This window comes from Rhizobium sp. WW_1 (assembly GCF_003610155.1).
Taxonomy (GTDB): Bacteria; Pseudomonadota; Alphaproteobacteria; order Rhizobiales; family Rhizobiaceae; genus Rhizobium; species Rhizobium tropici_A.
Genome location: NZ_RAIN01000006.1, coordinates 116491 through 137132 on the forward strand (window position 1 = coordinate 116491; position 20642 = coordinate 137132).

The 20642-nt window shown below is 60.1% G+C and carries 22 protein-coding genes; 9 read left to right on the plus strand and 13 right to left on the minus strand.

The genetic code is table 11. From position 1 onward, the window contains the following. Positions 1 to 104: 104 nt before the first annotated feature. On the minus strand, positions 105 to 863 hold the full coding sequence (locus BJ928_RS18610) for an SDR family NAD(P)-dependent oxidoreductase (protein WP_047632164.1): 759 nt from the start codon (positions 861 to 863) through the stop codon (positions 105 to 107). A gap of 98 nt (positions 864 to 961) precedes the next feature. Here BJ928_RS18610 and BJ928_RS18615 point away from each other — a divergent pair, with 98 nt between their 5' ends. The 3 genes from BJ928_RS18615 to queF all read left to right on the plus strand — a co-directional run bounded on the left by BJ928_RS18615 (position 962) and on the right by queF (position 3564). Then, positions 962 to 1876 (plus strand): AraC family transcriptional regulator, encoded by a 915-nt coding sequence (locus tag BJ928_RS18615; RefSeq protein WP_047632163.1) that lies wholly within the window; start codon positions 962 to 964, stop codon positions 1874 to 1876. Positions 1877 to 2183: 307 nt separating this feature from the next. Then, positions 2184 to 3098: a cation diffusion facilitator family transporter gene (locus BJ928_RS18620; RefSeq protein ID WP_047632162.1), complete on the plus strand. Its 915-nt coding sequence runs from the start codon at positions 2184 to 2186 to the stop codon at positions 3096 to 3098. A 1-nt stretch (position 3099) separates the two neighbouring features. Next, the gene (queF, locus tag BJ928_RS18625) at positions 3100 to 3564 is read left to right on the plus strand and encodes a preQ(1) synthase (RefSeq protein WP_047632161.1); all 465 of its coding nucleotides are present in this window, start codon (positions 3100 to 3102) and stop codon (positions 3562 to 3564) included. 58 nt (positions 3565 to 3622) lie between these two features. Here the strand turns inward: queF and BJ928_RS18630 are convergent, their stop codons facing one another. Further along, entirely contained in the window at positions 3623 to 4420 is a 798-nt protein-coding gene (locus tag BJ928_RS18630; protein WP_047632159.1) for a DUF2076 domain-containing protein, read from the minus strand. Between the two features lie 231 nt (positions 4421 to 4651). Here BJ928_RS18630 and BJ928_RS18635 point away from each other — a divergent pair, with 231 nt between their 5' ends. Further along, on the plus strand, positions 4652 to 5239 hold the full coding sequence (locus tag BJ928_RS18635; RefSeq protein ID WP_047632158.1) for an ATP-dependent Clp protease proteolytic subunit: 588 nt from the start codon (positions 4652 to 4654) through the stop codon (positions 5237 to 5239). Positions 5240 to 5328: 89 nt separating this feature from the next. Here the strand turns inward: BJ928_RS18635 and BJ928_RS18640 are convergent, their stop codons facing one another. Then, positions 5329 to 6033, minus strand: coding sequence for a DUF4336 domain-containing protein (locus BJ928_RS18640; protein WP_047632376.1), 705 nt, complete (start codon positions 6031 to 6033; stop codon positions 5329 to 5331). Between the two features lie 65 nt (positions 6034 to 6098). On the opposite strand from BJ928_RS18640, the gene BJ928_RS18645 reads away from it, so the two are divergent. Continuing rightward, the gene (locus tag BJ928_RS18645; RefSeq protein ID WP_047632157.1) at positions 6099 to 6674 is read left to right on the plus strand and encodes a TetR/AcrR family transcriptional regulator; all 576 of its coding nucleotides are present in this window, start codon (positions 6099 to 6101) and stop codon (positions 6672 to 6674) included. A gap of 148 nt (positions 6675 to 6822) precedes the next feature. On the opposite strand, the gene BJ928_RS18650 is transcribed toward BJ928_RS18645, so the two are convergent. The 3 genes from BJ928_RS18650 to BJ928_RS18660 are packed head-to-tail and all read right to left on the minus strand — an operon-like array spanning position 6823 to position 9165. Further along, positions 6823 to 7206, minus strand: a complete 384-nt coding sequence (locus BJ928_RS18650) for a glyoxalase/bleomycin resistance/extradiol dioxygenase family protein (protein WP_047632156.1) — start codon at positions 7204 to 7206, stop codon at positions 6823 to 6825. Then, on the minus strand, positions 7172 to 8356 hold the full coding sequence (locus BJ928_RS18655) for an MFS transporter (RefSeq protein ID WP_047632374.1): 1185 nt from the start codon (positions 8354 to 8356) through the stop codon (positions 7172 to 7174). Before BJ928_RS18655 ends, BJ928_RS18650 begins: the two co-directional genes overlap by 35 nt. 23 nt (positions 8357 to 8379) lie before the next feature. Beyond that, positions 8380 to 9165 (minus strand): DeoR/GlpR family DNA-binding transcription regulator, encoded by a 786-nt coding sequence (locus tag BJ928_RS18660; protein ID WP_047632155.1) that lies wholly within the window; start codon positions 9163 to 9165, stop codon positions 8380 to 8382. 190 nt (positions 9166 to 9355) lie between these two features. On the opposite strand from BJ928_RS18660, the gene BJ928_RS18665 reads away from it, so the two are divergent. Then, positions 9356 to 10540, plus strand: coding sequence for a benzoate/H(+) symporter BenE family transporter (locus BJ928_RS18665; RefSeq protein ID WP_120296633.1), 1185 nt, complete (start codon positions 9356 to 9358; stop codon positions 10538 to 10540). A gap of 328 nt (positions 10541 to 10868) precedes the next feature. Next, a complete protein-coding gene (gene leuA, locus BJ928_RS18675; protein WP_047632153.1) occupies positions 10869 to 12575 on the plus strand; it encodes a 2-isopropylmalate synthase in 1707 nt (568 codons plus the stop codon). Positions 12576 to 12644: 69 nt separating this feature from the next. On the opposite strand, the gene BJ928_RS18680 is transcribed toward leuA, so the two are convergent. The 5 genes from BJ928_RS18680 to BJ928_RS18700 form a co-directional block, all read right to left on the minus strand. After that, on the minus strand, positions 12645 to 14489 hold the full coding sequence (locus BJ928_RS18680) for an ABC transporter ATP-binding protein (protein ID WP_047632152.1): 1845 nt from the start codon (positions 14487 to 14489) through the stop codon (positions 12645 to 12647). A gap of 218 nt (positions 14490 to 14707) precedes the next feature. Then, a complete protein-coding gene (locus BJ928_RS18685; RefSeq protein WP_047632150.1) occupies positions 14708 to 14911 on the minus strand; it encodes a hypothetical protein in 204 nt (67 codons plus the stop codon). 100 nt (positions 14912 to 15011) lie between these two features. Then, positions 15012 to 15851 (minus strand): anti-sigma factor, encoded by an 840-nt coding sequence (locus BJ928_RS18690; protein WP_047632149.1) that lies wholly within the window; start codon positions 15849 to 15851, stop codon positions 15012 to 15014. Between the two features lie 4 nt (positions 15852 to 15855). Continuing rightward, a complete protein-coding gene (locus BJ928_RS18695) occupies positions 15856 to 16365 on the minus strand; it encodes an RNA polymerase sigma factor (protein ID WP_047632147.1) in 510 nt (169 codons plus the stop codon). Between the two features lie 404 nt (positions 16366 to 16769). Beyond that, the gene (locus tag BJ928_RS18700) at positions 16770 to 17708 is read right to left on the minus strand and encodes a metallophosphoesterase (RefSeq protein ID WP_047632146.1); all 939 of its coding nucleotides are present in this window, start codon (positions 17706 to 17708) and stop codon (positions 16770 to 16772) included. Positions 17709 to 17758: 50 nt separating this feature from the next. Here BJ928_RS18700 and BJ928_RS18705 point away from each other — a divergent pair, with 50 nt between their 5' ends. Continuing rightward, positions 17759 to 18250 carry an NUDIX domain-containing protein gene (locus BJ928_RS18705; RefSeq protein WP_047632145.1) on the plus strand — a complete coding sequence of 164 codons (492 nt, stop codon included), beginning with the start codon at positions 17759 to 17761 and terminating at the stop codon, positions 18248 to 18250. An 11-nt stretch (positions 18251 to 18261) separates the two neighbouring features. Here the strand turns inward: BJ928_RS18705 and BJ928_RS18710 are convergent, their stop codons facing one another. Then, positions 18262 to 19251 carry a glutathione S-transferase family protein gene (locus BJ928_RS18710; protein WP_047632144.1) on the minus strand — a complete coding sequence of 330 codons (990 nt, stop codon included), beginning with the start codon at positions 19249 to 19251 and terminating at the stop codon, positions 18262 to 18264. A gap of 351 nt (positions 19252 to 19602) precedes the next feature. On the opposite strand from BJ928_RS18710, the gene BJ928_RS18715 reads away from it, so the two are divergent. Then, positions 19603 to 20178 carry an N-acetyltransferase gene (locus BJ928_RS18715; RefSeq protein ID WP_047632143.1) on the plus strand — a complete coding sequence of 192 codons (576 nt, stop codon included), beginning with the start codon at positions 19603 to 19605 and terminating at the stop codon, positions 20176 to 20178. Between the two features lie 38 nt (positions 20179 to 20216). Here the strand turns inward: BJ928_RS18715 and BJ928_RS18720 are convergent, their stop codons facing one another. Continuing rightward, a complete protein-coding gene (locus BJ928_RS18720; protein WP_120296635.1) occupies positions 20217 to 20642 on the minus strand; it encodes a GNAT family N-acetyltransferase in 426 nt (141 codons plus the stop codon).

The window sequence follows — 20642 nt, forward strand, 5'->3', positions numbered from 1 at the left end:
ATGACCGCTCTAATGTCCGTTATGCATCAGCGGCTGACGTGAGCCGCCGCCTGCTGCGTTGGACCAGAAACCGAAATTCTGGATATGGGATGAGCGTCTGTGTATCACCACGGAATTGTGGTGTTTTCCCAGCGAGTAAAGGTTCCGGTGGGACCGTCCGGCCCAAGTAGCGCGACACGCACGACCTCGCGCGAGCCATCCTCCACGGACTCGGTGCCCTGGTATCCGTTGAGGTTCGTCTTTGTGAAGGCGGGGGATACCAGATTGACCTTGATGCCGGTCTCCTCCAGCTCGATCATCATGGCAAGCGTGATCGCGTTTAGAGCTGCTTTCGATGCCGGATAAACGGGACCGAAATACGCGTGGTGCGGGAAGGATGGGTCGGCATTGGCTGTCAGCGATCCGGCGCCGCTCGATACGTTGACGATGCGAGCGTCCGATGACAGGCGTAGCAACGGCAGCATGGCCTGATAGACGGCAAGAACGCCGAACACATTGGTCTCCCAGACCGTGCGGACTTCATCGAGCGAGACGTTGCTCGCCTTGCTGACCTTGACATATTCCTCGAGCGACAAGTTCCCCTTCCTCGTATTCGAGATTGCCGCATTGTTGACGAGCAGGTCGAGGCGTCCGAATTCGTCACCAATCCGCTTTGCCGCGTTGGCGATAGAGTCGATGTTCGTTACGTCGAGCTGGATTGGGATCGCGCCAGCGCCGATTTCCCTGGCTGCCTCCTCGCCACGTTTGAGATCGCGCGATCCGACGAACACGGTGACGGCGTTCGCCACGAGTTCCTTTGCGACTTGAAGGCCCACGCCCTGATTTGCGCCGGTGACGAGCGCTATGCGTTTATCATGCGTCATGATGAATGCTCCTGAACGATTGGCTCAGAAAAATGTATGTTTCGATGGCCGGATTATCTATAATCAAAAGTCCGTAATGCGCTTTCAGGAGTCCTGATTTGTCCGACCCACTTGCCGAGGTTGTCGCCTTGCTCCAGCCGGGTGCATCCCGATCGAAGCTCGCCACCGGAGCAGGCCGCTGGCGCGTCAACCGCTCGGACAACGGACAGCCATTCTATAGCGTCATACTGGAAGGCTGCTGTCGCTTAGCAGCCGAAGGCCACGAGCCGATCATTCTACGGGCCGGGGATTTTGTCCTGATCCCTTCTGCAACCAACTTTTCGATGTCGAGCGCAACTCTGGCGCTGCAGGAGCGTGGCGACACACGGCACACAGTGCTTCCCAATGGTGAAGTCAGAAACGGCGATCCCGATGGCGTGCCCGATGTCAGATCGCTCGTTGGTCACTGCACGTTCCGATCCCCGGATGCCGCGCTCCTGGCCTCGCTGCTTCCGCGTCTCATCCACGTTCGCGGCGAAACGCGCTTCACGACCCTGGTCCAGCTCGTGCGGGAGGAGACGAGAGCGCAACGCCCCGCGCGTGACGTCATTCTCGAGCGTTTGCTGGAGGTGCTGCTGATCGAGGCGCTGCGATCCATCGCAGAAATGGGAACTCCGCGCGGCCTCGTGCGTGGCCTTGCGGATGAACGTCTTGGTATCGTGCTCCGCCAGATGCATGAGAATCCGAGCAGGCAATGGACCGTAACCGAGCTTGCCAAGTCGGCTGGTCTTTCCCGTTCCGCTTTCTTCGAGCGGTTCAGCCGTGCGGTTGGCGTCTCGCCAATGGAGTATCTGATTTCGTGGCGCATGGCGCTCGCCAAGAACATGCTGTTGAATAACGAAGGCGGCATGAAGGAGATCGCCGAACGCATCGGATACGGTTCCGCCAGCGCATTCAGTATTGCCTTCACACGTTCCGTTGGGCTTCCACCCACGCGCTATGCGCGATCGCAACAGTTGTCTGGAATTCAATAGCGTTCTCAGGAGGCACGGCGGCCAAGGTGATCGCGAAGGCTTACAATCACCTCGCAGCGGCGATCCAGGCGGAGCCTTCTCCATCCTTCGGGCTTGGATGATCCAATCGTGCATTGGTTGGCCCGAGTGGTGAGAACAGTTCGTGATGCGAAAAAGGATTACGTCCTTTGACAAACTCGGCGCTGTGCCCCATATGGACCGTCAATGAACCGCCTGCGCGAAAATTCGCGCGGGCGGTTTTGCATTTCAACGGCGCCTTTTTTGCAATTCATTCGCATAAGCACGGCGCGGGACACTGGAGAAGGGCATGAGCGCTCAAGGAAACGATACGATCAGGCGGCTCGCCCTCTGGGGCATTCCGCTGTCGCTCGGCGTCATGGGGCTGAAGATGCTGGCCTGGTGGCTGACGGGCTCCGTGGCTCTTCTATCCGACGGACTGGAATCTCTGACCAATGTCGTTGCGGCCTTTATTGCCTTCTTCGTCATCCGCTATGCCCAGAAACCAGCCGATCACGATCACCCGTTCGGCCACCATAAGGCGGAATATCTTTCCGCCGTTACCGAAGGCGTCATGATCGTCGTCGCCGCGCTGATGATCGTGCAGGAAGCGGTGGGGCATCTCGGTAATCCGCAGCCGATCCAGGCGCCGGTGCTGGGCCTCGCCATAAACTTCGTCGCCGGCGTTATCAACGCCGTTTGGGCTGTGACGCTGATCCGCGCTGGCCGGGCACACCGCTCGCCGGCGCTGACGGCAGACGGTCAGCATATCATGTCCGACGTCTATACGTCGGTCGGTGTCCTCATCGGCTTGCTCCTGGCGATCGGCAGCGGCTATCCGATCTTCGACCCGGTGCTCGCCATTCTCGTTGCCATCAACATCCTCTATCAAGGCTGGAAGGTCATCTCCCATTCCGTCGACGGATTGATGGACAAGGCTGTGCTGCCGGCCGAAGAGACCGTTATCAAGGATGCGATCGCGAGGAATGCGGAGGGCTCGCTCGGCGTGCATGATCTGAAGACACGCAGGGCAGGAGCGGTGACTTTCGTCGATTTCCATATGGTCGTGCCTGCCGCCATGCCGGTGCGCGAAGCGCATCGCATCTGCGACCGCCTTGAAGATGCCATACGGGCGATCCATGCGGGCGCCGAAATAACCATTCATGTGGAGCCGGAGGGCGAGAAGGCCCATGGTATCCGCGTCAAAGTGATCAAGGAGACCTGAGATGCCAAAGACCGATGTGTCCGGCCTGTCGATGCTCGGCAACCAGACCGAAGCCGCCAGCAATCCGGAAGAAGCGGTTCTGGAGAAGGTGCCCTCGGGCCATGCCGGCACCGACTATGTCGTGCGCTTCACCGCGCCCGAGTTCACCTCGCTCTGCCCGATGACTGGCCAGCCGGATTTCGCCCATATCGTCATCGACTACATTCCGAACGAATGGCTTGTCGAATCGAAGTCGCTGAAGCTCTTTCTGCATTCCTTCCGCAATCACGGTGCCTTCCACGAGGATTGCTCGATCTATATCGCCAAGCGTCTGGTGGATCTGTTGCAGCCGAAGTGGCTGCGCATCGGTGCCTATTGGTATCCGCGCGGCGGCATTCCGATCGACGTCTTCTGGCAGACCGGTAAGCCGCCGGAAGGCGTGTGGCTGCCGGATCAGGGCGTCCAGCCCTATCGCGGCCGAGGCTGAACGAAAAAGCCGCCATCCGGGGATGGCGGCTTTCTCCTAATGTCGTTGCGGCTCAGGCTCAGGCAAACGAGCTGTCGTCGTCGCTGTTGTCGGACGAATCGTCATAGTCGTCGTCCTGAGCGTCCTGCGCAGCGTCCTGGGCGTAATCGGCAGCGCTCTGATCGCTATTGTCGTCATTGCCGAAATAGTTGTTGTTGATGATGGTCTCCTGCACCGGCTGTTCGGCTGCCGCGCCTCCGAAGAGGCCGCTGCCGGCATTGCCGCCGAAGAGACCGCCGCCTGTGCCGCCGAGATGCGGGCTGAAGAGGCTGGAGAGCGATTCCGCCAGCATCACGCCGCCGGCGACGCCGGCTGCCGTGCCGAGCGCACCGCGCAGGAAGCTGCCGCCGGCGGAAGGTGCTGCTGCCTGCTGGCTCCACGGGCCTGACGGCTGCGGCTGACCACCCCATGGGCCGGGCTGCTGTTGCTGCGGTGCGTTGCGGGCATAATCGTCATAGAGGCGGCCCTGTTGCTGCGGATTGCCGCCCTGTGGTGCTGCGGCACGCTGCTGCTGACCGCCGCCAAAGAGCGAGCCGATCCCGCCGAGGAAACCACCACTCTGGCCCTGCGGATGATTGTCGGCGCCCTGCTGCTCGAGCTCGTGCACGCGGGCTTCGAGCTGCTGGATGCGATCGGCGGCAGCCTTCATGCCTTGTTCCTGCATGATGACGGCCTGCGCCAGGAAATAAGGCGCGTAGGGCTGGTCCCGGACCGATTGATTGATGAAGGTCTCTGCATCCTCGTCGCGCTGGGTGCTGGCAGCGCCGCGCACGCGATCGAAGAGAGAGGCGAGCAATTGACGTTCTTCAGGCGACATGATGGCCTCCTTGGCTATCCGTGCTGTAAATTCGGGGCGCGATGTTTCACCGCGCTGACCTGACGTAGGATCAAATCTCGGCTTTTCAAAGCCGTTCAAGTTACATTTCCGTAATCCGCAACCATAACACCATGTTGTCAGTCGCTATTCCCGCCTTGTCTTTTTCCGGCATTGTTTTACGCATTGAGTCGCACTATGTGCGGTGAACGACGCATCATGCTGGAGAGTTGAATGAACGACGAAGACGAACAGGAAGACAAGAAGACCGAGCAGCCCTTGGGCAAGGACGCGGAGGCGAATCTTTTCAAGTCGCGTTCGATCTTCATCTATGGCGGTATCACGCAGGAGCTGGCGCAGAAGGTCTGCTCGCAGCTCGTCGCGCTCTCCGCCGCCAGCGACGACGACATCCGCATCTACGTGAATTCGCCCGGCGGCCACGTCGAATCAGGCGATTCCATCCACGACATGATCAAGTTCATCAAGCCGAAGGTCTGGATGATCGGTACGGGCTGGGTCGCCTCCGCCGGAGCGCTGATCTATGTCTCCGCTCCCAAGGAGCGCCGCATTTGCCTGCCGAACACGCGCTTCCTGCTGCACCAACCGTCGGGCGGCACGCGCGGCATGGCCTCCGACATCGAGATCCAGGCACGCGAAATCATCAAGATGAACGAGCGCCTGAACAAGATCTTCTCGGAAGCCACCGGCCAGCCGGTCGAGCGCATCGCCAAGGATACGGACCGCGACTACTGGCTCTCCGCCGAGGAAGCCAAGGCGTATGGCCTGGTTTCTCGCATCGTGACTTCGCAGGCGGAAATCTGATCTAGCGGATCTGCCTGACTGAATTGAGCGCCCTTGCTTGCCGGAAGGCAGGCGAGGGCGTTTTCCGTTCCGGCCGCCAATCGCAACGTTCAGCCACGTGTGAGCCAGCGAAACACGTGGGCGATGAAGGCCTGCCCATTTTCGGTGATCGGATCGCCATGGGCCATCAGCACCTTTTCCGCCGGCCATTCCAAAACGCGCTCAATGGATGCGCGTGCCGCGCGGCGATCGGTAAATGCGACGCGAAACTTTCGAGGCACGGAAGGTTCGGGACCAACCATAAGGTCGAGCTTGGCAACAAGTGCGCGCCAGCCTTTGAACCATTGTGGATGAAAGTGCTGGATGAGATCGGTGAAGAGTACCGTTCCGCTCCTGCGATGAAAGAATACGACCTCCGTCGTAATTAGATTGCCGCGCATGACGACCAGATCGATTTCACCTGCCCAGTCCTGTTGCAGAGTCTCATCAAGATTGTCGTCAAATCGAATATCCCCGCGCTTTTGCATCAGACCAGGCGGCGCATACGTCTTGCCATCCGGATAGATCCGTTGCCAATCACCAAGGAAAACGTGATGAAGTGAATTGGGCGGGATCAGATATCGCACGTCGCCCAAGGCATCGATCTCTGCGCGAAGTCCATCCGAGATCTGTGTCGGCGACCACAAAAACAGGCTCCCGCGAGCCAGTCGGATGACAGCCATGCGGGTGGGATAGTGAAAGCCGCCGGCGGCCGCGACGATTGGGCCATCCGCTATCCAGATGTCGGGACCGAACTCCTTGAGGATTGCGGGCATTTTCATGCCATCCCTGTTTGATGTCATAAGTTTACATGTGTATAAATTTACACTAACGTATAAAAATGACAAGACTGAAGCGAACGGAACGATCACGCGCGCTTATTCTCGATGCTGCTGACATGGCGTTTCGGGAATTGGGCTTTGCGGATACCTCTGTCGAGGAAATCGCCTCGCGAGCAGGGCTCACGCGCAAGACGGTCTACAATCTGTTCGGTTCGAAGGAGGATATCGCCCTACAGCTGATTGCGCGCGTGGAAGCGGGCGACGCCATCTATCGCGCTCGCATGCACGCGAACGAGGATGTCTTTGTCCTGCTCGAACAGGTTTTTCTCGACAGCGCCAGATGGTGCCTGGCAAATCCATCGCTTGCGAAGCTGGCGCTTGCCCCTGCCGAGAGGCCGTCGCGGGAGCCGCCTTCGGATCGGCCGTCCTTCCAAGGGTTGGTCAGGGATCTTCTCATGCTTGGCCAGCGGCAGGGCGTTATTCGGAGGGATGAGGATATCAATTTCATGTCGTTGGTGCTGCTCGGCATTTATGGGCAGGCGATGTTGACGGCTCTGGCCGTCGGATCGTTCAGTGCGGATGAGATCAGGCACATCATCCGTATTGTCGTCGAGGGAATTGGCTCCCAATCCTAGGTATCGATATCTTTTGCCCTACAGTTTTCCATCGTGCGCCGGGTGCTGGCGACGGAGGAGTCCGCCGCCAGCTTTTCGCTGCCCGGGAGGTTGCAACGTTCCAAAGAGCAGCGAGCTTGAAAATCGCTTGTGGTGCGAATGGCACTCCCTAAGCGGTAACCTCGATCGGCGTGCCGTCCGGCATCACGATGACCGCCTCATAGAAGCCGTCGCCGGTCATGCGCGGCGGAGACTTCAAGCAGCCATCCGTTTTGCATCGCTCGGCCAGGGCATCGACGGCTGCCTTGCTGCCGAGGGATATGGCAACATGATCCCACCCGATGCGCTCCCCATAGGGGTCGGTTGCAAGCCAGGGGCCGGTCATCAGTTCGATCTGGGCCGGGCCCTCAGGCAATTGCACGAAGCGGGAGGTGAAGCCGCGACGGCGCTGGCTGTGATAGGGCGCGCCGACACTCGCCCCGAAATATTTGGTCCAGAATGCTGCAGTGGCATCGATATCACGTGTCCAGAGAGCTGTATGAGCGATGCGCATCGGTTTCCTCCCGATCCTGTGTGCGGGTCACGATGCCGGCGCAAAGAGGCGCGGCGCAAAGCAGGATGGCGAGCATCCAGAAGGAGCCGGGTAGGCTGATATGGTTTGCCACGAAGCCCACGCTGGCCGGCCCGATCAACACGCCTGCATATCCACACATAGTGATTGCAGCGACAGCCAGGCCTGCCGGCATGACCGTCTGCGCACCACCCTTGCGGAACAGCACGGGGACGATGTTGGAAGCGCCGAGGCCGATCAGCAGGAAACCGCACATCGCAAGGATCGCGATCGGGCTGATGAGGAGGACGACGAAGCCTGCCACTGCGATCACGCCGCCCCATAGCATGATCGCCCTGTCTCCGATCCTTGCCGTGATGGCGTCGCCGCTCAGGCGGCCCGCCGTCATCGCAATTGCAAATAGCATGTAGCCGAGGCCGCCATGGCTGGCGTCGACGTGCCCCTGCATCGTCAAAAGCAGGGCACTCCAGTCGAGGATGGCGCCCTCGACCAGGAAGGTGATGGCCGCGAGGGCCGCCAGCAGCAGCACGAAGCCACGGGGCATGACGAAGAGCGGCGCATCCTCCGACTGAACCGTTCGGAGCAGGCGCGGCCAGGCGACGATGATGGCGATGACCATCACGGCCGAGCTGAGGAGCGTGGCGACGAGCGGTCCGGCCTTGACGGACAGAAGCAGGGTGACGAGCAGGGAGCCGATGAAACCGCCGATGCTGAAGAGCGCATGGAAGCCGGACATCAGTGGCCGGTCCGCGCCTTTCTCGACTTCGACGGCGTGGATGTTCATGGCGACGTCGAGCGATCCCAGGCAGGCGCCGAAGGCGGCGAGCGCAATGCCGAGGGTGAATGGCGTGTTGGCCACGGCCAGCGTCGGCAAGACAAGCGCGAGGCCGAGACCGCCCACGATGATGATCGGCTTGCTGCCGTAGCGCGCGCTCAACATGCCGGTCGCAAGCATCGCCGCTACCGAGCCGAGGCCCAGGCAAAGCAGCAATATGCCGAGGACGCCATCATCGACCCCGAGGCGAGCCTTGGCGAAAGGGACGAGGGGAGCCCAGCAGGCGAGGGCAAACCCCGCCACCAGAAAGGCGAGTCGTGTTGCCAGCCGGGTTTCCGGCCGATCCGTGGATTGCATGGTCATTTCTTGTCCTTCGAGAATCAGGAGGATGAGGTGACGTCGCTCGCCTTCACGAGCGAGAAGCCGGCATCGGCAGCCGCTCTTTCGTCTGCGGCGGGAAGGTCATCCTCGACAACAAGCCGGTCGATATCGTCGGCGCCGCCAATGCGATGCGGCGCGCGTTCGTGAAATTTCTCCGAGGTAATCAGGGCGATGCGCGCGGCGCTTCTTTTCAGCAGCGTCCGTTTGAAGATCGCATCTGCATGTTCGTACACGCTGATGCCGTTTCTTGCCGAAACGGCGCAGATACCAAGGAAACAGCGGTCGATGTTTAGGGCTTCGACAGCGGCAACGGCGGAGGCATCGACGCTGCCGCCGACGACAGGATCGACCGCGCCGCCGATCAGGACGAGCGGGATATCGCCGCGCTTCATGACGGCGCCGGCGATATCGATGGAATTCGTCGCGATCGTCACGTCGAGGTCCTTCGACAGAAGATCGACCATTGCAAGATTGGTGCTGCTGCTGTCGATGAACAGAAATTCGCCCGGCTCTATCATCGCGACGGCCGCCTGCGCCAAGGCCCTCTTACGACCGGATTCCTGTCCGATCCGCGCCGATATGGGTTGCGAAAGCGTGAGCAGCGGGAGGGCGCCCCCATAGACACGCCGGCACTTTCCTTCGGCGGCCAGTGCGCGCAGATCGCGGCGCACGGCGTCTTCTGACACGTTGAATTCGGCAGCGAGCGATGCGGCAATGATCTGCCGCCCTTCTGCAAGCCGGGCTTCGATAACGTCACGACGGGACAATGGGAGTGGATTGCTCATAAATTTGCAATATCGTGCATAAACAAGAGAGTCAACATACACGATTATGCACGATTTGAGTCGCGGCGGATATATGCCGCGATCAGTTTGCTGAGTGCGGCAGCCACTTTGGCCCGAAACTGCACTTGCACGCCCGATGCTTGTAATGCTCCATGCCGTCTCAATCGCCCTCGTTCGAGTCTCCATTGCCATGCTCAAAGATTTCTCCGTTCAAAGCCTGTTCATGGGTTGCCTCACGGCTTTTGTCGGCTTTGCCAGTTCCTTCGCGGTCGTCTTTCACGGGCTGCAGGTGGTTGGGGCCACGGACGCGCAGGCAGCCTCGGGCCTGATGGCGCTCTCGGTCGCGATGGGGCTTTGCGCGATTGTGCTCAGCACAGTCACCAGATTGCCGATCAGCATCGCCTGGTCGACGCCCGGCGCGGCGTTGCTGGCGAGCGGCGGGGCGATCGAGGGCGGTTTTTCGGCGGCGGTTGGGGCGTTTCTCATCTGTGGGATATTGATCGTTGTTGCCGGGCTCTTTCGCCCGTTTGGCCGTGCTGTCGCTTCGATCCCTGCGCCGCTCGCCAATGCCATGCTTGCGGGCGTCCTGATCGGTCTTTGCTTTGCGCCGGTGAAGGCGATCGCCTTCAATCCGGCCTTCGGCTTGCCGATCATCCTCGCCTGGATCGTCGTCGGCTCGTTCAAGAGGCTTTGGGCGGTGCCGGCGGCCCTTGCCGCCTTTGCCCTGGTGCTGGCCTTCGGGGTAAAGATACCGGACGGCGCGCTCGGCTCGATCGAGCACTCGCTGTTGCCGACAGTGGAGTTAGTGAAGCCGGTTTTCACGCTCGCCGGCATCGTTTCCATCGCGTTGCCCTTGTTCATCGTGACGATGGCGTCGCAGAACATACCGGGCATCGTCGTGCTCAAGGTGCATGATTACGATCCCAAGCCGGGTCCGCTGTTTGCCGTCACGGGCGTGTTCTCGCTGCTTGCCGCTCCATTCGGCGGCCATGCCGTCAATCTCGCGGCGATCACCGCCGCGATGTGCGCCGGGCAAGATGCGCATGCCGATCCAAAACGGCGCTATTGGGCGGCGATCATTGCTGGCATCGGCTATGTCATCCTTGGATTGCTGGCGAGTGCCGTGACAGCTTTCGTCGCGCTCGCGCCGCCGATCCTGATCGAGGCAGTTGCTGGCTTAGCACTCGTCGGTGCATTGTCCAACTCCGCGTTGAACGCCTTCCAGCAGCCGGAATCGCGGGAGGCTGCGGCCATCACGTTTCTCGTGACGGCATCGGGCGTTTCCTTCGGCGGGATCTCCGGCGCTTTTTGGGGGCTGATCGCCGGCGGGCTGATGATGGCGCTGTCGCGCGGCGTGCAGATGCTGAAGAAGTGAGCAGGGGGTTGCTTCTTTATGATCCGGCGGCTATAAGCGCGGCCATGAAGTTGACTGGCGCAAAGATTTCCGAACAGATTGCACGTGGGCGCGTTGCCCTGCGTGACAATACGCGCGCCCTCACTTCGCTTCTCCTCCTCGGCCTTACGCGCGGTTGCCGGGTCCTTTGAGGAGCGCCCGGCGGCCGAAAAGCCCGCTGGCCATCGCTCCTCGCGACTTACCCCAAAATCGACAGCTCACCCGCAAAGGGTCCGCATTTATCATCGCCAAGCCGCATTCGATCGGCTAAGACGCGGGATAAAATGACGGGAAAGGAAGAGACGAGACCATGGACGCGAACAGCCATTCCCCCAAAGGCATGCCAGACGCAACGGTAAAATACCGCGCCTATCCCCAGATCAATATTCCCGACCGGACGTGGCCGTCCAAGGTCATCACCAAGGCGCCGGTCTGGTGTTCGGTCGACCTGCGCGACGGCAATCAGGCGCTCGTCGATCCGATGGGCCATGACCGCAAGGCGCGCATGTTCCAGCTGTTGCTGGACATGGGCTTCAAGGAAATCGAGATCGGTTTCCCCTCGGCTTCGCAGACCGACTTCGACTTCGCCCGCTGGTGCATCGAGCATGGTAATGTGCCCGCCGACGTGTCGCTGCAGGTTCTCGTCCAGTGCCGTCCGGAATTGATCACCCGCACTTTCGAGGCGCTGGAAGGCGCCAACAAGCCGATCGTGCATTTCTATAACTCCACCAGCGAATTGCAGCGCCGCGTGGTGTTTGCCAAGGATGTGCAGGGCATCAAGCAGATCGCCGTCGATGCGGCGAAGATGATCACCGACATGGCGGCCAAGGCCGGCGGCGGCTATCGTTTCGAATATTCGCCGGAAAGCTTCACCGGCACCGAGCTGGATGTAGCTTTGGAGATCTGCAACGCCGTCATCGACGTCGTGAAGCCGACGCCGGACAACAAGCTCATCATCAACCTGCCGTCGACAGTCGAAATGGCGACGCCGAACATCTATGCCGACCAGATCGAATGGATGTGCCGCAATCTCGACAACCGCGAAAACCTGATCATCTCCCTGCATCCGCACAACGACCGCGGCACCGGCATCGCCGCCGCCGAACTGGCCTTGATGGCAGGCGCCGACCGCGTTGAGGGCACCTTGTTCGGCAATGGCGAGCGTACCGGCAATGTCGACGTCGTCACCATGGCGCTGAACATGTTCACGCAAGGCGTCGATCCAGAGCTGGATTGCTCCAACATCGAGCGCATGAAGGAAGTCTTCGAATATTCGAACCAGATGGCGATCGGCGAGCGTCATCCTTACGTCGGCGAACTGGTCTACACGGCCTTCTCCGGCTCGCACCAGGATGCGATCAACAAGGGCATGAAGGCTGCCAAGGTTGCCAACGATCCGGTATGGGAAGTGCCCTATCTGCCGATCGACCCGCGGGATGTCGGCCGCACCTATGAGGCGATCATCCGCATCAACTCGCAGTCCGGCAAGGGCGGCATCGCCTATATCATGCAGCAGGACTACGGCCTGAACCTGCCGCGCAATCTCCAGGTGGAGTATCGCGAGGAAATCCAGCGCATCACCGATGAAGAAGGCAAGGAATTGCCCTCCAAGCGCATCTACGAGCATTTCATTGAGCGTTACGTGACGCAGCCGGACGCGCGGCTTCGTTTCGTCGATCACCACACCTTCGCCGATCCCGAGCACAAGGGGCAGCGCATCGTTGCGGCCGAAATCACCGACAAGGGTGAAGTGAAGCGTATCGAGGGCAGGGGTAACGGGCCGATCGACGGCTTCATCAACGCGCTCTCGATCTATCTCGGCGTGCCGATGACGGTCGAAGACTATTCCGAGCACTCGCTTCAGCACGGCTCCAATGCTGCCGCGATCTCCTATGTCGAGATCTCCTATCCGGGCGGCAAGCTCTTCGGCGCCGGCATCAACACCAACATCGTTGCCGCCTCTCTCGAAGCGATCGTCTCGGCAGCAAACCGCGTGCTTGCCATCAAGGCGGTGTGAGGCTCAGGTTTAGTTACGGCTATGATTTAAAAAGCCCCCTCGATTGTCGAGGGGGCTTTTCATTGCGCGTCAGTCGGCAACCGGCTCGTCGCTTTCGATGAAGCCGCCGGATTGATGCGACCACAGCGTTGCGTAGATGCCGTTCAGGGCAATCAGCTCCGCATGCGTGCCATCCTCGACGATGCGGCCGCGATCGAGCACGACGATGCGGTCCATGCGCGCGATGGTCGACAGGCGGTGCGCGATGGCGATCACGGTCTTGTCTTCCATGATGCCGTAAAGCGTATCCCGGATCTCGGCTTCGACTTCCGAATCGAGGGCGGAGGTTGCTTCGTCAAGCACCAGGATCGGGGCATCCTTGAGGATGGCCCGCGCGATCGCCACGCGCTGACGCTGACCGCCGGAGAGCTGGACGCCGCGCTCGCCGGCCCGGGCATCGAGGCCGGTGCGTCCTTCCATATCCTTCAGTCTTGCGATGAAGTCGCTTGCGGATGCCTTTTCGACGACGTCGAGGATCGCATCCTCCGTGACGTCAGGATTGCCATAGGCGATGTTGTCGCGAATGGATCGGTGAAGGAGCGATGCCTCCTGGCCGACCACGGCAATCTGTCGGCGCAAGCTATCCTGCGTCACTTGCCGAACATCCTGCCCGTCAATTTCGATGGTGCCGGCTTCCGCATCGAAGAAGCGCAGCAGCAGATTGATCAACGTCGACTTGCCCGTGCCGGAGCGACCGATAAGGCCGACCTTTTGACCTGCCGCAATTCGCAGGGAAACGCCGTCCAATCCGCCGTCTCCCTTGCCGTAGTGATGTGTGACCTGCCGGAAGGCAATTTCACCCTTCGTTGCGGCAAGCGGCTTCGCGTTCGGCGCATCCGTGATGGCAAGCGGCTGCGAAACGGTCAACAGCGATTGCCGCATGGCGCCGAGATGGGCAAAGAGCGAAGACACCGCATCCAGCATCCATTCGGCCATGCCGGTTATGCGGAAGCTCAGAGCGAGCGATGCCGCGATCAGCCCGAGCGGTGCGCCGCCGGACTGCCAGAGGACGACCGCATAACCGACGAGCGCGACGATCAGGAAGCTGCCGAGAAACAGCATGCTCGAATTGACAAGCACTTCGAGCCTCTGCACCCGAACGAATGTTTCCCGAGTTAGAGCGAAACGACGCCGGGCCTCTTTGTCTTCCACCTTTGCATCGGCAAAAAGCTTGATGACATCGATATTGGCATAGCTGTCGACCAGCATACCCGTCAGTTCGGCATAGCTTCCTTGATATCGAGCGGAGGCTTTCTGCAGCCGGGGGATGACATAGGCCATCAGGCCGAGATAGCAGAGGAGCCAGACAGCGAGTGGCCAGATCAGGCGCGGATCGATCGAGGCCATCAGCCAGAGCGAGCCGGCCACGTAGATCGTGACGAAGGAAAGCGTGTGCAGGACCTGATAGGCTGCACCCGTTGCCGCAGTGCCTATGTCGCGCACCTGGCTGGCGATACGGCCGGAAAAATCCTGACGGAACCAGCCGACCGATTGCCGCAGGACATGGCGGTGAGCCCGCCAGCGAAACAAAGTTTCGGCATTCGGCCGGAATGCGATGTCGTCCAGGCCTTCCCGGAGATAGCCGGCGAGCGGCCGTCCGACCAGGACGAGAATGGCCGCGGCGAGCAGGCCCAGCCCTTCGGATGCCCAGAAATCCTCACGGCGGGCGACGGCGAGATTGTCCACCAGCTGGCTGGAATAGCCGATGAGCCAGATTTCGATGATGGCGCCGATCACGGTCAAACCGAGGCTCATCGCCATGACCGAGCGAAACGGGCGAAGGTTGACTAGGAGGTAGCGCCAGGCATTGAATGATGGTTGCGGCTCGTCGTGATCTTGAAACGGATCGACAAGCTCTTCGAAGCGACGAAACATGAGTGCCCTCCACGGGCGAATGATAGCAATCTGATGGTCGGGCCGATAAAGCAGCCCTTAACGGCACTGCTTTTCAGCGGTGGTTTCCGGTGCCGTTATTTTTCATCAAAGTGCTCTCCTCATTGGTCGCTGCAACTCTTGTATGGTATGTCGATGCGGCTGTCATCAGCAATTGTGCCGTGATCCGCCGCACCCTTGGTCATCAGATCGGCTTTGACTCAGCTCTTGTTCTGCGAGAGCGCGTCGCGCTGCTTCGTCAGGCGCTCGAGCTCTTCTTCCTGATCGGCTATCCGTTCCGATGTCCGTTCTTCGTCGGCCGCGCCGGAGAAGGCAGCTGCCTGTTCGATCAGTTCGCGAAGATTTTCCCGTATCGCCGCGATACGCTTGTCGATTTCAGGAATGGTCAGCAGGACGTCAGACATATCGAAACTCCAGCAAGACTATCGGATCGGTGCGATTACCGCCGCTCATTATCCATCGACCGACCAATGGCTGCAAGCTGCAAAGCGGGTGGGAGACCTGTCAGATTTCGGAGGAGACCCGGTTGGCAATCTGGTCGAGCATCGCATCCGAGGAGGGACCGACGATCGCATAGGTCGCGCCATTACGACGCCAGGACACGATGCTGATATCGTCCTTGATGGTCTCGTTGAAATCGTCGTCGGCAACGCCGTCCGTCTTGATGAAGCAGATGGCGATGACATCGCCGTCAAGGTTCTTGTAGATCAGCTGGCCGACAGGCTTGCCGCCGGCGACAAACATGCGGGCTCCCTGGAAAACCAGACCATCCGCGGCAAGATCGGGGAAATTGAATTTGACGCCGACCGTGCTCGCCAGCCACTTGGCGATCTCGTCCAGCTGGCTCGCCTGCAGCTCGACCATATGCTGCGGCTGGCGGGAATAGATACGGTGATAGGCAGCAAGGTCATCCAGCCAGGTGCGCGGCGCGACCTGTGTCGGGATCGGGGGCTGGCTTGCCGGGGTGTCAGCGGGCTGCATGCCGAAAAGATAGCCGATGCCGCCGCCGACGACGAAAAGGATGAGGGCCGCGGCTAGCGACTGCCTGCCCGTCGGCGCCAGCTTCAATGTTTGCCGGTTGAGGCGAGGCGAGGGTTCGCGTGTCTTTGGGGGCTGAGTGCTCTTGATGGAGCGAACGAGCGCCAACGGCACCGGCTCCTTCAGAACCTCGTCGAACGCCTTGCGGCCGACATCGGAGCCATGTCTCAGCTCATCGAAAATACGCTGCGCATTCGCATCGGAAGCTATGAGCTTTTCCAGCTCTTCCTTTTCCTCGCGGCTCGTCTCGCCATCCATGAAGGCGGACAAACGGACTTCGAGCGGCGTTTTTTTCATGTCTTGCAATGCTTTAAAACCTTCGAGGCGAACGACTATGCCCCTGGGAGGCAAGGTAAAGGCGGGCACTGGAGAGCCTTGACGCCACTGCCGACAGAGGAATGCCGAGGACGTCGGCGGCCTGCTTGTAGCTGTGCCCCTCGACATCGACCAGCAGGAAGACACTGGCAAGTCCTTCTGGCAAAGATGTGACAAGGCGATGCGCTTCGCCAGCTTCCACCAGATTTAAATGACTTGATGCCGGCTCGCCCTGTTCCAGCGCGCTGCCCTTTGCGGCGGGGCGCAGTTTGTGACGGCGCGCTTCATCGATCCATTGATGGCGGGCCATGGTATAGAGCCAGCTCTCCAGCCTGCCGCCACTGTTCCAGAGATGGAACTTGGCTATGCCGCGCTGACAGACGCTCTGAACAAGCTCGTCCGCCTCGGCAAGATCGCCAGTCAACGTCACTGCAAAGCGGCGAAGCTTCGGAAGAAGGCCGACCAGATCGCGTCTGATATCGATGGCTGCTACCGGCGTTGGCATGATCGTTCCAGAAAGGCGTTGGAGGTTGTTACATGGGCGATCTGTTTCCGCGGTGAACGGCCTTTCCCACGGGAGGAAAGGTGATGCGAGCGGAATAATCGTCTAGTGCTGGTATGAACCATTTTTGTACCGCTTCGCAAGTCTTCAAAAACATGCGCGCGCTTCACCGTCTTTCTTTGGATGGCGATCCTACGAGGTTTCGGTCCATATTGCTTCGATAGATGATCCAGGCCCTCTGGAGGGCATGCGGCAAAAAGAATACTGGTCCCGAAAGCCGACATGCGGCGCTCCTTGTCGCGACCTTGAAATCCATCCCATTCCTTGGGATTCCAACAGTTCGATTGTAGCTCCGTATCTCGGAAAACGCTATCGAAACGATGCGGGCGATGACGCTAAAAGACCTGTCACGTCGCCAGAATATCGAAGCCTTCAGGGGCCACGCCACGGCCATTATCGTCGAGGCTATAGCGCTCCGCTTTCATTTCCCAGGCACCCGGCCGGCCGCCGATGGTGAAAAGATTATAGGCGGCGGGCGGCTTCAACCCGCCAACGCCCTGCGATGCGGAAGCGATGCCGACGACGGGTACCGGACCCACCTGTCCGCGCAGCCAGTGCAGCGTGTTGAGATGGGTATGGCCATGCAGGACAAGCTCGGCGCCGCCCGTCGAGAGGACGGCTGCGAAACGGCGTATACCGATCATGCGCTTGTAGAAGCTGGTCGCGCCTCGGATCGGTGGGTGATGGATCATGACGACGCGAAAGAGCCCGGCATCCCCGGCCGCGCGCAGAATGTTCACCGTCTCGCGCGCCTGGCGGGCAGAATAAAAGCCGCTTGCGGCAAAAGGCGGGGTCGCGACGGCTGTGGAGCAACCGACGAGCGCCACCTGCCCGCGAATGCGCAGATAGGGGAAAATCCGCTGGCTTTCCTGCCATTCGGCAGGGGCGCGATCACCCTGGACATAGGGATACCAGGCGCGCATCGCCTTTTCATAGGCGCCGGGCACATAGGCATCGTGATTGCCCGGAACAACAGAGGTGTGGGCGGGATCGCCGACCGTCTTCAGCCATTCGGCCGCCGTCTGGATTTCAATGCCGCTTGCGAGATTGACGAGGTCGCCGGTTATGGCCAGGTGATCGGCCTGTTTCGCCTTGATATCGTCCAGAAGCAGGTCGAGCGTATCGCCAAAAAGATGCTTGCGCCGGTTCCGATGCCAGTTCACAAATCCGGTAATACGTTTGGAGGCAAGTTCTCTGATCGAAAGGCGTGGCAGTGGACCAAGGTGAACATCTGAAATATGCGCGAGCTTGAACATGGGATGAGACATAGCCCACTCTATTGTCAAAACAAATACATCCCAGGTGCGATTGCCAATCGGTATTGCGGGGGGCAGTCATGAGCGGAGACAATCGACGGGACGAAAGGCAGAGTTTCGCAGTGCGTTTGTTCGGCCGCTTGCTGCATGTGTATTTCGTACTGACCCGGAGCATGACGCTTGGTGTCCGCGCGGCCTGCTTTGATCGTGACGGGCGGATCTTTCTGGTTCGCCACTCCTATATTGCCGGCTGGCATATGCCCGGCGGTGGTGTCGAGCGCCATGAAACGGTGGGGCAGGCGCTTGAGAAGGAGTTGCGCGAGGAGGGCAATCTCATGATCTCGGGCAAGCCGCAGCTCTTCCAGGTCTACTTAAACAATCATAGCAGCAAACGCGACCACGTCGTCTTCTACCGCGTAGAAGTCACGCAGACCGCGCCGCGCAAGCCGGATCGCGAAATTGTCGAAAGCGGCTTCTTTGCGGTCGATGCGCTGCCGCCGGGCACGACGAAAGCAACCTACCGCAGGCTTCAGGAGCTGGAAGGAGCGGTGGCTCCCTCCAGCTATTGGTAGCGGCCTTCGGATCAGGCAGCCTTTGCCAGCCGCTCCCGCCCATGCGGGCGATCGAAGTCCAGTTTGGGGCCGACCGGCACAATCCCGATGGGATTGATGGTCTTGTGGCTGCCGTAATAGTGCTTCTTGATGTGCTCGATATCTACGGTCCCGGCAACGCCGGCAACCTGATAGAGATCCCTGACATAGGCCGAGAGGTTCGGGTAGTCGGCGATGCGGCGGATGTTGCATTTGAAATGGCCGACATAGACCGCGTCGAAGCGGACGAGGGTAGTGAACAGCCGCCAGTCGGCCTCGGTCAACCGATCTCCGAAAAGGTAGCGTTTTGCCGCGAGCCGCTCGTCGAGCATGTCGAGGGTTTCGAAGACGCGCAACGCATTTTCCGCATAGGCGTCCTGGGTCGTCGCGAAGCCGGCCTTGTAGACGCCGTTGTTGACCGTGTCATAGACGAGCTCGTTTAGGCCATCGATCTCGGTTTGCAGATCGGCGGGATAGAAATCAGCCTTCGAGCCGGTCAAGCCGTCGAAGGCGGTGTTGAACATGCGGATGATTTCGGCCGATTCGTTGCTGACGATCGTGCCCGTCTGCCTGTCCCATAGAACGGGAACGGTGACGCGGCCGGAATATTGCGGATCGGCTCTCACGTAGATTTCCCAGAGTGCCTTGGCGCCGAAAAGGTGGTCTCCGGTGCCTCCGTCCTTCCCATTGAGCTCCCAACCGTTTTCCAGCATCAGCGGGTCGACGATCGAGACCGAGATCAGTTCTTCCAGTTGCTTCAGCCTGCGGAAAATCAGGGTTCTATGCGCCCAGGGGCAGGCGAGTGACACGTAGAGATGGTAACGCCCGGCCTCCGCCTTGAAACCGCCGGAACCTGTCGGGCCGGGACTTCCATCGGCAGTCACCCAGTTTCGGAATTGCGAAGCGGCGCGCTTGAAATGGCCCTTCGTCTCCTTGGTGTCGTACCAGACGTCTTGCCAGACGCCATCAACCAATATGCCCATTGCTTAATCCTTTCGGAGGTGTTGCCGAAACTCGCGATGAAAATACGGTTTGCAAGCCGGATTTCGAGACCGCAAATGATGAACACTGCGTCGCATGCGCCGCGGAGCGGCTCCTTGACCGGCATGACGCTCTGCAACAAGACATGATGCGGACACGATCTTGCATCAATAGACGGCAACATGCATTTTGCGTTGGACGTGCCGAATATTTCCTGCTATCCGGCTTTTCACACTTTGAGGAACCCCTTGTCATGAAAGCAACCAGAAGCCTGCGACGACGCCGATGAACTTGAACGCTCCGCGAGCGCTTTCGAGAACAATATCGTCCGTCTATCTGGTTTTCTTGGGCTAATGTACAAGCACGATCTGGTCTACCTCACCGAGGATGCGTCGCACGACGCTGCTATCGAAATCATCAACGAAGAAGCATTTGGTCCGGGTCGGTTTACCCGTGCGGCTGCCCGTATTCGCGAGCAGGGGCCACATGACCGCTCGCTCTCCTTCATCTGCGCCGACGACGGCGAGACCATTGCCTCCGTGCGGATGACGCCGGTACTGGCCGGATCGGTCAAGGGACATCTGCTCGGCCCGCTTGCCGTACGCCCCTCGCACAAGAACAAGGGCATTGGCCGGGAACTGGTGCGGATTGCCGTCGCCGCTGCCAGACGCAGGGGGTCGGAGGCGGTGATCCTTATTGGCGATCCGCCCTATTATTGCCCACTCGGTTTCGAGAAGGTCGCCTATAACGTCTTGGCCTTCCCAGGTCCCGTCGATCCCAACCGGGTGCTGGTGGTGCCGATTGCTGCGGATACACATGCGCGGCTGCCTGGTTCAATCATCTGGCGCGACGATTCGGCTCTGGTCATCGAAGCCGAAGACGACGAAGACCTGGACGATGTTGGGCAGCTGACGGCGATCGCCGTTTAGGTCATTTCATTGCACCGACGAGATTGCCCCGCCTGATATCAGCGGGGCGGCAACTTCTTCTGCAGGAAGAAGCGGCTGCGGCCGGCGGGAAAATCCGGCAGCTCGCCGAAGATGGCATAACCCTGCCGCTGATAGGCCTTCAACGCTTGCGGATTGAAGGTATCGATCCACGCGCCGAAGCAGCCGCGCGCGCTTGCTTCGGCTTCCGCCGCATCGAGCAGTTTGCCGGCCATGCCCTGGCCGCGCAGGCTTTCCGGCACGAAAAGCCATTGCGTGAACAGCCATCCCCAGGCCGTGTAGCCGGAGATGCCGCCGATGGTCGAGCCGGCGTCGTCGCGGATCAGAACCGCCAGAGATTGCCGGCCGGACGGTCCGACATCTGCGGTGTTGAAGGCCGTCAATCCCGTGCTTATGGCCGCAAGTTCGCTTTCCGACGGAGTATCCGTCACTTCGATTTTCATCAC